The organism is uncultured Acetobacteroides sp. (assembly GCF_963667355.2).
Classification (GTDB): domain Bacteria; phylum Bacteroidota; class Bacteroidia; order Bacteroidales; family ZOR0009; genus Acetobacteroides.
In genome coordinates, this window is record NZ_OY763328.2 from 1224205 (window position 1) to 1236339 (window position 12135).

General features: G+C 48.8%; 8 protein-coding genes and 2 tRNA genes. 8 read left to right on the forward strand and 2 right to left on the reverse strand.

The window, feature by feature from the left end:
• Positions 1-20: 20 nt before the first annotated feature.
• Positions 21-2219, reverse strand: coding sequence for a DNA helicase RecQ (gene recQ / locus ACHZA1_RS05185; protein WP_320054170.1), 2199 nt, complete (start codon positions 2217-2219; stop codon positions 21-23).
• A gap of 225 nt (positions 2220-2444) precedes the next feature.
• Here recQ and ACHZA1_RS05190 point away from each other — a divergent pair, with 225 nt between their 5' ends.
• The 8 genes from ACHZA1_RS05190 to clpX all read left to right on the forward strand — a co-directional run bounded on the left by ACHZA1_RS05190 (position 2445) and on the right by clpX (position 11254).
• Positions 2445-3410, forward strand: a complete 966-nt coding sequence (locus tag ACHZA1_RS05190; RefSeq protein ID WP_320054171.1) for a KpsF/GutQ family sugar-phosphate isomerase — start codon at positions 2445-2447, stop codon at positions 3408-3410.
• Positions 3411-3969: 559 nt separating this feature from the next.
• Entirely contained in the window at positions 3970-6435 is a 2466-nt protein-coding gene (locus ACHZA1_RS05195) for a DUF5686 family protein (RefSeq protein ID WP_320054172.1), read from the forward strand.
• Positions 6436-6461: 26 nt separating this feature from the next.
• Positions 6462-7187, forward strand: coding sequence for an LPS export ABC transporter ATP-binding protein (gene lptB, locus ACHZA1_RS05200; RefSeq protein ID WP_320054173.1), 726 nt, complete (start codon positions 6462-6464; stop codon positions 7185-7187).
• A gap of 118 nt (positions 7188-7305) precedes the next feature.
• Positions 7306-7387 (forward strand) — tRNA-Leu (locus ACHZA1_RS05205).
• Positions 7388-7596: 209 nt separating this feature from the next.
• Positions 7597-7678, forward strand: a tRNA-Leu gene (locus tag ACHZA1_RS05210).
• A gap of 221 nt (positions 7679-7899) precedes the next feature.
• Positions 7900-9231 (forward strand): trigger factor, encoded by a 1332-nt coding sequence (gene tig, locus ACHZA1_RS05215; RefSeq protein WP_320054174.1) that lies wholly within the window; start codon positions 7900-7902, stop codon positions 9229-9231.
• 39 nt (positions 9232-9270) lie between these two features.
• The gene (gene clpP, locus ACHZA1_RS05220) at positions 9271-9948 is read left to right on the forward strand and encodes an ATP-dependent Clp endopeptidase proteolytic subunit ClpP (RefSeq protein WP_320054175.1); all 678 of its coding nucleotides are present in this window, start codon (positions 9271-9273) and stop codon (positions 9946-9948) included.
• Positions 9949-10030: 82 nt separating this feature from the next.
• The gene (gene clpX, locus ACHZA1_RS05225) at positions 10031-11254 is read left to right on the forward strand and encodes an ATP-dependent Clp protease ATP-binding subunit ClpX (protein WP_320054176.1); all 1224 of its coding nucleotides are present in this window, start codon (positions 10031-10033) and stop codon (positions 11252-11254) included.
• A 74-nt stretch (positions 11255-11328) separates the two neighbouring features.
• Here the strand turns inward: clpX and ACHZA1_RS05230 are convergent, their stop codons facing one another.
• Positions 11329-12081 (reverse strand): DUF6261 family protein, encoded by a 753-nt coding sequence (locus ACHZA1_RS05230; protein WP_320054177.1) that lies wholly within the window; start codon positions 12079-12081, stop codon positions 11329-11331.
• Positions 12082-12135: the final 54 nt, after the last annotated feature.

A 12135-nucleotide genomic window follows, 5' to 3' on the forward strand; every position in this document is an offset into this window, starting at 1 on the left:
ATTTTTATTCAACAAATGATCTAGTTGCCCATTTCAGAGATAAACTTCAGCCGAATAAGCCGAACCTCCTCCTCGGAATAATCCTCCTCTCCAAGAAAGTCTAGCGCTTCCTGAATAGACTCCGTCTTCGCCTCGTTCTTAAAGTAGTCGAAAACCTCTTCGAGCTTATCCTCGTCCACATTTTCGTTGATATAGTAATCGAGATTTATTCGGGTGCCGGAATTAACGATTGCCTCCATTTCAGACAACAGATCCTTCATGTCCATCCCCTTCGCATTGGCGATATCTCCCAAGTCCATCCGCTTATCGATGCTTTGGATGATGAAAACCTTATTCCCCGATTTGTTGACCACCGACTTTACGACCATATCCTGAGGTCGCTCAATCTCATTTTCGTCAACGTACTTTTTGATGAGTTCGATAAACTCCTTGCCATACTTTTTGGCCTTTCCAACCCCTACCCCCGTAATGTTCTGAAGTTCCTCCATCGTGATAGGGTACTGGATGGACATATCTTCGAGGGATGGATCTTGGAATAGCACAAAAGGAGGCAGCCCCAGCTTCTTCGACATCGACTTACGCAGATCCTTCAGAAGGGAAAACAGCGCCTCGTCGGCAGCACCACCACCTTTGCCAGCGGCTGATCCTGCAACGTCATCGTCATCAACTTCTCCGTAATCGTGGTCCTTTGCCATCATTATAGAGAATGGTTCATCCATGTACTTACGTCCCTTTGGAGATATCTTTAGAAGACCATAATTCTCAATATCCTTTGTTAGCAAATGGTTGATGAGCATTTGACGAAGAATGCCATTCCAATACTTTTCATCCCGGTCTTTGCCAATCCCAAAAAGTTCGTTAGTGTTATGCTTGTAGGTTTTTATGCCCGCCGTTGCGTTGCCCACCAAAAAGTTTACGACATGGTCGGACTTAAACTTCTCCTGCAGCTCTTCGATTACCTCTAGTGCCTTCAGAATGGCATCTTTTCCATCAAACAGTTCCTTCGGATTAAGGCAGTTATCGCAGCAGCCACAGTTCTCCTGCGTATAATCTTCACCGAAATAGAGCAGCAGCATCTTTCTGCGGCACACCGACGATTCTGCATAGGAAACCGTATCCTGAAGCAGCTGCTTCCCAATTTCCTGCTCGGCAATCGGCTTGCCATGCATAAACTTCTCCAATTTCTGGATATCCTTGTAGCTGTAAAAAGTAATGCACTTCCCTTCGCCCCCATCGCGGCCAGCACGACCAGTCTCCTGGTAGTATCCTTCCAAACTCTTGGGAATATCGTAGTGAATTACATAGCGAACATCGGGCTTGTCGATCCCCATGCCAAATGCAATGGTGGCCACCACCACATCGGTTTCTTCCATCAAAAACTTATCCTGATTTTCAGAACGAGAATTCGAATCAAGCCCTGCATGATAAGGAACAGCATTTATGCCATTTACCTTAAGTATATCTGCAAGTTCTTCCACCTTTTTCCGGCTTAGGCAGTAAATGATACCCGATTTGCCGCTGTTGGCTTTAATAAACTTGATAATCTCCTTAGTTGCATCCTGCTTAGGACGTACCTCGTAGTAGAGGTTTGGCCTGTTGAACGATGATTTGAAGACCGTTGCATCAAGCATTCCAAGATTCTTCTGAATATCGTGTTGAACCTTTGGCGTAGCAGTTGCAGTAAGTGCAATCAAAGGGGCTTTACCTATTTCTGTTATAATTGGACGTATTCTTCTATACTCTGGCCGAAAATCATGCCCCCATTCCGAGATACAGTGTGCCTCATCAATTGCATAAAACGAGATCTTTATCTGCTTAAGGAATTGTATGTTTTCCTCCTTTGTGAGCGATTCTGGAGCAACGTACAAGAGTTTTGTGCGCCCTGCAACAACATCTTCCTTAACCTTGGCAATAGCGGTTTTCGACAACGAAGAATTGAGGAAATGAGCAATCCCGGCACCTTCCATAAAGGCGCGCATAGCGTCAACCTGATTCTTCATCAATGCTATTAGGGGCGAAATTACGATTGCCGTTCCGTCCATTTTAAGAGCAGGAAGCTGATAGCATAACGATTTCCCTCCTCCTGTGGGCATAAGCACAAATGTGTCTTTCCCATCCAGCACATTTTGAATGATTGCTTCTTGGTTTCCTTTGAACCCAGAAAAACCAAAGTACTTTTTTAAGTACTCCGTTAATGATGCACGAACCTCTTCGGCCATAATTTTTACCCCTCTTAATACTGCATTTTTTGATTTAAATGTACCTTTTCTGCACACTGACATAACAAAGTTAACCAAACAAATCTCATATAACAATCAACGGCTCCTAGGTTTGCAAAAGTTAACACACATAAGAATCAGCCTCCAACAGATGCCAAGTTATCGTCAAAAAGCAATAACTTTGCATTTCTAAAGTACTCAAGAGAAAAATAAAAAACAAGAGTAATGGGGAATAACTTCGACATAAAAGCATTTGCAGCAGATACCATCCTCGAAGAAGCTAGAGCTGTTGAAAAAATAGCCAGCTACATCGACGATGAGTTTGCCGAAATTGCCATGCTTTTATACAGCTGTAAAGGGAGAGTCATCGTTTCTGGAATTGGGAAAAGCGCCATCATCGCCAGCAAGATTGTGGCAACCATGAATTCAACCGGAACGCCATCCATCTTTATGCATGCAGCCGATGCCATCCATGGCGACCTTGGTCTTATCCAGCCTAACGACATCATCATTATCCTTTCGAAAAGCGGGAACACGCCAGAGATAAAAGTTCTGGTACCACTGATTCGCAACCTTGGCAACAAAATCGTAGCGATGGTGTCGAGCACCGACTCATACCTTGCCCTCAACTCCGACTACGTGCTAAAGGCTACGGTTGAGAAGGAGGCATGCCCCATCAACCTGGCGCCTACCTCGTCGACTACCGCACAACTGGTGCTGGGCGATGCGCTAGCCATGACGCTCATTAAGCTTCGAGGATTCACCTCAAGCGATTTTGCCCGCTTCCACCCTGGCGGCTCGCTAGGGAAAAAGCTGTACATGCGCGTTGCCGACGTGATTTCGGCGGAGGTTCCTAAGGTTTTGCTCAGCGAGACCATCCGACCAATTATTGTAGAGATATCGTCGAAAAGGCTTGGCGCAACCGCCGTTGTCAACGACGACCAATCGCTTGCCGGGATTATTACCGATGGCGACCTAAGGCGAATGCTGGAAAAGGGGGTGAGCGTAGACAACCTGCTCGCCAAAGATATCATGACCGTTAACCCCAAGACGATCGACATCAACGAGCTTGCCATTAATGCGTTCGACAAGATGGAAAAGAATAAGATAACGCAGTTGGTTGTCATCCAAGACGGGAGGTACGCCGGGATGGTTCATATCCACGACATCCTTCGCGAAGGTATCGCCTAGCCCAACGAACAGTTGCGGCAACCGCCTCCAGCACCTATAAGCATACTATCAACCACCCTCAGCAGCAGACCTCCCGTAGGCGTAGCGGCTGCTGAGGATGGATTTGAGATTTACCAGCCTGAAGAGTCTGCGCTGAACACTCCACCGAGTAATTTCCGAAGCTTACGGATGACACAACCGCTCCACCAAATGACTTTCGAAGTTTACGAATGACGCAACCGCTTCCCAAAATGGTTTCCGAAGTTTACGAATGGCACAACTGCTTCCCCAAATGACTTCCGAAGCTTACGCATGGCACAACCGCTCCACCAAATGGTTTCCGAAGTTTAGGGATGGCACACGACCATCGCCTAAAAATCGCATCAGAAGAGGAAAGAAAGCACCACGCCACCCGAAGTTTACCCTTTCAAACACCCTTATTCGCTCAATCCAAAGATCCTCCTTTACTTTCCCCGGGTAAAGATGTAACAAACATCGTGTTGCCTTAGGCTCTATTAACACTCCTTTGCTCCACTGTACGACATTGTCCACTACCTTTATATTTCTAAATAAAAAGAATATGCGAAATCGGTTTTCTACGCTTTTAAAACATTTCATCCTTATACTTATTTATACAGCGCCACTCCTCTCCTCCGCCCAAATTACAAGGGTGAAGGGTAAAGTTATCGATGCCAACACCAAGGAGGCGCTTCCTTTTTGCAACGTATCATTCATAAAATCAACGGTAGGAACCATAACCGACCAAAATGGGGTATTCTCGATAGATGCGAAGATGGCAACGGACTCGATCTCGGCGCAGTACGTGGGGTACAACCGCAAATCGGTTCCCGTAACCAAGCACACCATCAACACCTTCACCATAGAGTTAACCCCCATCAACTACACCCTGCAGGAGGTTGTGGTAAGACCCGGCGAAAATCCTGCGCACGCCTTTTTCAAGAAAATCATAGCCAATAAAGACCGCAACAACATCGCCAGCATCCCCTCGTACAGCTACAACGCCTACACCAAGATGCAGATTGATGTCAACAACATCAAAAACGAGCTTAAGGATAAGAAGCTGCTCAAGCAGTTCAAGTTCATATTCGACTACCTCGACACGAACAAGATGACCGGAAAGACCTACATCCCCATCTTAATCTCCGAATCGCTGTCCGACTACTACCACTCGAGCTCGCCCCAAAAGGAGAAGGAGGTCATAAAAGCGAGCAAGACCTCGGGGATCGACAACAAAAGCATCGCCCAGTTTACGGGGCGGATGTACCAAAACATCAACATCTACGACAACTTCATAGACTTCTTTGACCAAGGGCTGATTAGCCCGCTCAACAGCAACGGGCTCTCGTACTACAAGTACTACCTCCAAGACACGGCCTACATCGACGGCAAGCAGTGCATAAGGATGAACTTCGTGCCCAAACGGAAGCAGGAGCCCACCTTTACCGGCGAAATGTGGGTACACGACACCACCTATGCCGTTGTAAAGGTGGTGCTGCAGCTCAACAAGGGGGCCAACATCAACTGGGTTAACGCCATGGCTGCCGAGCAGGTTTTTCAACCCGTAAACGATTCGGTGTGGTTCCCCAAAAGCAGCAGCTTGTTTATCGACTTCAAGATTACCAAAGGAACGGTAGGCTTCTTCGGGCGCAACACCAGCGTGATCTCCAACGTGAACCTCAACGCCGAGTTCCCCGACTCCACGAAGAAGAATGCCCCCAGCGTAATCCTTAGCGACGAAGCCATAAAAAAGGACACCAGCTACTGGGCGCAAAATCGGCCCGTCGAGCTCACCACCCAGGAAAAGGGGATCTATACAATGGTAGACCGGGTTAAGGAGGTCCCCCTCTTTAAAACAGCCACCAACATCACCAACCTGCTTATCAACTACTACTACCCCATAGGCTACTTCGAGTACGGGCCCTACTACCAAACCTACAGCAACAACCGGATTGAAGGAGATCGAATTAAGCTTGGAGGCCGAACCTCCAACAAGTTCTCCAAGAATGTCATGGTTGGAGGATTTGCCGCCTACGGATTTAAAGACGAAAAGTTTAAGTACGGCGGCGATGTACTTTACATGTTCAGCAAGGAGCCCCGTGTAACCGGATACGCATCGTACAAAAAAGATATGGATCAGATGGGGCTAAGCCCATTCTCGCTTGCTGAAGACAACATCCTAACCTCGGTGCTCCGCCGCAACCCCAACTACAAGCTCAACCTAATCGAGCAAACCAAGCTCAAGTTCGATTACGAATGGAGCCCCGGCATCTCAAGCGGCATCGAGGTAAACCACAAGGACATTAACGCCTCCGATTTTGTAACCATGAAACGCGCAGATGGCACAAGCAGCACCCACATGCCCGTTACAAACGTCGTTTTAAGTACTCGCATTGGTAAGGGAGAGCGATTTGTTGCTGGCGAATTCGAGCGCATATCGCTAGGCAGCGACAACCCTATTATAAATGTAAACGCCACGTTTGGGCTCAAAAACGTACTCGGCTCAAAGTACAGCTACACGATGCTAGACGCCAACTACGTCCATAAGGTGCCGCTTAACCCTTTTGGCTACCTCCGCTATATAATAGAAGGTGGTAAAATATTCGGAACAGTCCCCTACCCCCTACTTAAGCTACACGAAGGAAATGAGACCTACGCCCTCAACAAGTTTTCGTTTAACATGATGAACTACTACGAATTTGCCAGCGATCAGTGGGTAAGCCTTACGCTAGAGCATCACTTCAACGGATTCTTTTTAAACCATATTCCTTTAATGAGGAAGCTCAAATGGCGAGAGGTAGCCTACGGGAAAGGGCTCATAGGCTCGCTTTCCAACGCCAACAAGTCTGGAGAATTCGCATTCCCCGACGGGTTGTCAGATGTCAGGAAGCCATACTATGAAGTAGGTGTGGGAGTCGAGAATATATTTAAGATCATTCGTATTGATGCGATATGGAGGCTCAGCTACCTCGACAATCCTAACATCGATAAATTCGGGATAAGAGCAGGTCTTCAGATTATTTTCTAAATTTGCACGTTGCAAAACCGTAGATAATGAAATTACACAGCAATAACTTAGTAAAAAGATATAAGGCACGCACGGTTGTAAAAGGGGTGTCCATCGAGGTAAACCAAGGCGAAATAGTTGGACTACTTGGCCCTAATGGAGCAGGCAAGACAACCAGCTTTTACATGATTGTTGGCCTGATTCGGCCCAACGAAGGGGAAATCTTTCTCGATGACGAGAATATTACCAACATGCCCATGTACATGCGCGCCCAAAAAGGCATCGGATACCTAGCCCAAGAAGCATCGGTATTCCGCACCCTGAGCGTAGAGGACAACATCAAAACCGTGCTAGAACTAACGAAACTAAGCGCTGCCGAGCAAAAAGATAAGCTCGAGTCGCTCATCAGCGAGTTTAGCCTTCAGAAAATTCGCAAGAGCCTCGGCATTCAGCTATCGGGCGGCGAGCGGCGCCGTACCGAAATTGCCCGCTGTCTAGCCATCGACCCAAAGTTCATTCTACTAGATGAGCCATTCGCAGGCGTAGACCCCATTGCCGTTGAAGATATTCAGGGCATCGTAAAAAAGTTGGTGGATAAAAACATCGGCATAATCATAACCGACCACAACGTTCACGAAACCCTTTCGATTACCGACAGAGCCTACCTTCTATATGACGGCGAAATACTTAGAAGCGGAACAGCAGAGGTCCTTGCAAACGACGAGACCGTTAGAAGGCTATATCTCGGACAAAACTTCGAGCTTCGCAAGTAGCTATACGACCTAAAAAAATTGCAGGAATCCACCTAGAATCCCAATACAGCTATTGTAGAAAACATTTTTTGGTTTACCTTTGCATCGCTAAACCAAAAAACGAACACGGTAGCACAATGCGGATGTGGCGTAATTGGTAGCCGCGCTAGACTTAGGATCTAGTGCCGTGAGGCGTGGGGGTTCGAGTCCCTTCATCCGCACTAAAGCCCCGAGAAATCGGGGCTTTTTTCATTTACAGCCCTCCCCCCTATTTATTTCCAATACGAATAAGTTTCGCACAACTTCGTAAAACCTACAGGCAGCATCTCCTGCACTTTTTTCCGTCTACACCCCCTCAATAGTATTGCAGATATGAAAATTTGGTTTACCTTTGCATCGCTAAACCAAAAAACGAACACGGTAGCACAATGCGGATGTGGCGTAATTGGTAGCCGCGCTAGACTTAGGATCTAGTGCCGTGAGGCGTGGGGGTTCGAGTCCCTTCATCCGCACTAAAGCCCCGAGAAATCGGGGCTTTTTCGTTTACCCCCATTAGCCCAACATCCTCAAAAAGTAAGTTTGTAACTATTACCCCTTTTTCATACCTTTGGGCTCCCATTTAGTACGCAAAAGACATTCTGATAATCAAAAAATTCTAGCTGTTTGGCAGATTCTTTTGATTGGTCCGAGGCTCAATGGGAAATGAAATTGCTCATCATTAAACTGTCAACAAATGAATATTGCAAAGGAGAACGTTGATACTCTAAACGCAGTGCTTAAGATTAACATCGAGCCAAGCGACTACGAAGGAAATCTCGACAAGGCACTTGCCAACTACCGTAGAAACGCACGAATCGACGGCTTCCGTCCTGGTAAAGTACCTGCTGGGATTATCAACAAGATGTACCGTAAGCCTGCTCTCGTTGACGAGATCAACAAGCTTGTTTCAGATTCGATCGCGAACTTCCTAAAAGAAAGCGACACCAAGATTTTAGGCGAGCCACTTCCAAGTGAGTCTCAAAAGGCTATCGACTGGGATAACGACAAGTCTTTCGAATTCTGCTTCGACTTAGGCATCGCTCCTGCAGTTGATATTAAGTTGACCAAAAGAGATAAGGTTCACTACTACAACATTGCCATCGACGACGAAATGCGCGATAGCTACATCACCAGCTACCAAAGCCGCTTTGGCAAGATGTCGGATGTGGATGTTGTAGAAGGCAAGGAAGACTTCCTTCGCGGAAACCTCTCTCAAGCCGATGGCATTAGCATCGAAAACGCAGCATTCTCGCTTCGCCAGGTTGCTAAGGACGAGATCAAGGCTCAATTCGCAGGCAAGAAAGATGGCGACACCGTTGAGTTCAACGTAAACGAAGCCTTCGAAAACGAAACCGACAGAGCTGCTCTTCTTAATGTAAAGAAGGAAGAACTCGGAGCCATCAATCCAATATTTAGCTTCACCATCACCGAAATCAAGAACTTCGAAAAGGCTGAGGTTAACCAGGAACTTTACGACAAGGCTTTCGGAGAAGGTAACGTGAAGAGCTACGAAGAGTTTGTTGCAAAAGTTGACGAGGAAATCCGCGTAAACCTAGCCAAGGAAGGCGACTACAAGCTGCTTCTTGACCTCCGCGAAAAGCTTATCGACAAGGCAGACCTTCAGCTTCCAGAAGAATTCCTTAAGAAATGGATTTACATCATCAACGAAGGTAAGTTCACAAAAGAAGACATCGAAAAAGAATTCCCAACATTTGCTGAAGACATGAAGTGGCAGCTTGTTAAGGAGTTCTTCATCACCACCAACAGCATCGAGGTTAGCGAAGAAGAGCTTCAGGCTGCTGCCGAAGAGTACGCTGCATACCAGTTCGCTCAATACGGTATGAGAAATCTACCACAGGAGTACGTTACCAAGTACGCTAGCGATATCCTCCAAAACAAGGAAGAGAGAAGACGTATTGTTGAGAAGAAGTTCGAAGACAAGGTAGTTGCTGCTGCAAAAGAACTAGTTAAAGTTGAAGACAAAGAGGTGAGCACTAAAGAATTTGACAAGCTATTGGAAAAATAGTTGTATCTTTAAACATCACACTCAACAGTTGGAGGCTTTATGAACGAATTCAACAAGTACGCAACAAAGCACATGGGGATTGGTAGCCTTAAGCTGCATCAGTATAATCGGATGCACAACGTTTACAGCGGCTACATCAACCCTACGATTATCGAAGAGCGCCAGCTAAACGTTGCCTCGATGGACGTGTTTTCGAGACTGATGATGGATCGCATCATCTTTCTTGGGGTGCCCATCAACGACGACGTGGCCAACATCATTCAGGCGCAGCTGCTTTTCCTCGACTCGACCGATAGCACGAAGGACGTTCAGATCTACCTGAACACTCCCGGCGGATCGGTTTACGCAGGGCTAGGCATCTACGACACCATGCAGATCATCAACTCGGATGTTGCTACGATTTGTACGGGAATGGCAGCATCCATGGGTGCTGTGCTGCTTACCGCAGGAGCCGCAGGCAAGCGCTCGGCCCTCACCCACTCGCGCGTTATGATCCACCAGCCAATGGGAGGCGCAGAGGGGCAGGCATCCGATATCGAGATTACCGCTCGCGAAATCATCAAGCTGAAAAAGGAGCTGTACGAGATCATCGCACTCCACTCCCATCAGCCGCTCGAAAAGATCGAAAATGATTCGGACAGAGACCACTGGATGAACTCATCCGAGGCCAAAGAGTACGGGATGATCGACGAGGTGCTTGTTAAGAGTAGTAAGTAACAAAAGCCAAATACCTAAGAACCGCACCAACCCTGCGGTTCTTTTGGTTTATAAATTGAGGTAACGCCTAAACATTATAGAAATGGCCGGTAAAAAATGTTCATTTTGCGGTAGGGAGGAAAAGGAAGTAAGCCTTCTCTTGGCTGGTATCTCTGGCCACATCTGCGAGAGCTGCATCGAGCAGGCTGCGCAGATCGTCAAGGAGGAGTTCAAGAAGAAGGGGTCGCTCAACCTTACGGAGCTGCAGCTCCGCAAGCCCAACGAGATTAAGACCTTCCTCGACCAGTACGTAATAGGCCAAGACGAAGCCAAGAAATACCTTTCGGTTGCCGTTTACAACCACTACAAGAGGCTGAAACACGCCACCATCTCCGACGATGAGGATGTGGAGATCGAGAAGTCGAACATCATCCTGGTTGGCGAAACGGGCACCGGCAAGACGCTGCTCGCCCGCACCATCGCCAAGCTGCTGCACGTGCCCTTTACCATCGTAGACGCCACGGTGCTTACCGAAGCGGGCTACGTGGGCGAGGATGTGGAGAGCATCCTTTCGCGCCTGCTTCAGGTGGCGGACTACAACGTGGAGATGGCCGAGAAGGGCATCGTCTTTATCGACGAGATCGATAAAATTGCCCGCAAGAGCGATAATCCATCCATCACCCGCGACGTATCGGGCGAGGGCGTTCAGCAGGCGCTGCTGAAGTTGCTGGAAGGAGCAGTGGTTAACGTTCCACCTCAAGGCGGAAGAAAGCACCCCGAACAGAAGATGATCCAGGTAAACACCAAGAACATCCTCTTTATCTGCGGAGGCGCCTTCGACGGCATCGAGAAGAAGATCGCCCAGCGCATGAACACCAAGGTGGTGGGCTACGGCGCTTCGAAGAAGGCGGAGACCATCAACAAGGGTAACCTGCTGCAGTACATTGCGCCGCAGGACCTGAAGGCGTTCGGCCTGATCCCCGAGATCATCGGCCGCCTACCGGTGCTCACCTACCTACGCCCTTTGGATAGGGAGACGCTGCGCTCGATTCTTACCGAGCCCAAGAACTCCATCATCAAGCAGTACGTGCGGATGTTCGAGATGGACAACATCAAGCTGGAGTTCGACGCCGAGGCGCTGGAGTACATCGTGGATAAGGCCGTAGAGTTTAAACTGGGCGCCCGCGGCCTACGCTCCATCTGCGAGGCCATCATGATTGACCCCATGTTCGAGTTCCCATCGCTGGAAACCGACAACCTTAAAATCACCGCAGAATTCGCGAGGGAGAAGATCGAGAAGATCAACTCCCACATGCTAAAGGCATAACGAGCAAAGGCAGCCAACGGCTGCCTTTGCTGCATTATGTAGTTTGCCAATAGCCCAATCGGGGGGCTCCCCCACTACTCGTCCGCTGCGGGATTACCGCGACCCTTCTTGGCCGCCTTGTGCCGGGCCACCTTCTCCAGGTACTCCTTACGGATGGCGTTAATCAGCTGCAGCGCCTCCAGGTACTGTTCCCCGCCCGTGATCTTCGCCTGTAGGAGCACGTAGTCGCAGAGCTGCTGGTACTGGCGGTTGAACTGCCGGCGTACGTCGAGCGCCCTAACCCCATCCTTGGCCAGGCCATCGCTGCGGCGGCTCTCGAAGATGGCCTTAAAGGCGTCGTTCTCGTCCTTGAGACGAAACACCTTGGCTGCGAGCCCCAACACTTCGAACAGGGGCCGATAGGTATCCCCTTCGAGCTCGCCGAGCAGCTTGTCGATGGTACCGCTCCCCTTCTCCATGGCCTGATGGGCGATGTCGCCGTAAGTGCCCAGCAGGATGGCGAGCCCGGAGGAGGCACTGACCTCGCGCGGATTGATGGCGTAGCGGGCATTCCGCACCCCGCTCCTCAGAGCAGCGATGCAGATGTCACGCGCGCGCTTCCTGCGCATGATCTCCTCGGTCTTGAGGCTCTTCTGAACCCGTAGGATGGTCTTGCTGAAGTCGGCGGCCAGCGCCAGCAGCACCACCACCAGCTGCCGCAGGTCGGCATCGGTAAGCACCGCATCACCAAGCCCCCGAATGCGGGTTGCCTGATCGGTTACAAACTGGTAGAAGTCAAGATTCCCCAAGTTACGGCTGGGGTTGCCCGAGAGGCGAAGCTTCGTCATGATCGAATTCGGTTAAGCGGTTCTTTACTACCGCTAATTTAGCTCTATTTCTCC

Bases quoted from the DNA above. Each gene is read 5' to 3' on its own strand.
- recQ (WP_320054170.1), bottom strand. From the start codon at position 2,219: ATGGCCGAAGAGGTTCGTGCATCATTAACGGAGTACTTAAAAAAGTAC.
- ACHZA1_RS05190 (WP_320054171.1), top strand. From the start codon at position 2,445: ATGGGGAATAACTTCGACATAAAAGCATTTGCAGCAGATACCATCCTC.
- ACHZA1_RS05195 (WP_320054172.1), top strand. From the start codon at position 3,970: ATGCGAAATCGGTTTTCTACGCTTTTAAAACATTTCATCCTTATACTT.
- lptB (WP_320054173.1), top strand. From the start codon at position 6,462: ATGAAATTACACAGCAATAACTTAGTAAAAAGATATAAGGCACGCACG.
- tig (WP_320054174.1), top strand. From the start codon at position 7,900: ATGAATATTGCAAAGGAGAACGTTGATACTCTAAACGCAGTGCTTAAG.
- clpP (WP_320054175.1), top strand. From the start codon at position 9,271: ATGAACGAATTCAACAAGTACGCAACAAAGCACATGGGGATTGGTAGC.
- clpX (WP_320054176.1), top strand. From the start codon at position 10,031: ATGGCCGGTAAAAAATGTTCATTTTGCGGTAGGGAGGAAAAGGAAGTA.
- ACHZA1_RS05230 (WP_320054177.1), bottom strand. From the start codon at position 12,081: ATGACGAAGCTTCGCCTCTCGGGCAACCCCAGCCGTAACTTGGGGAAT.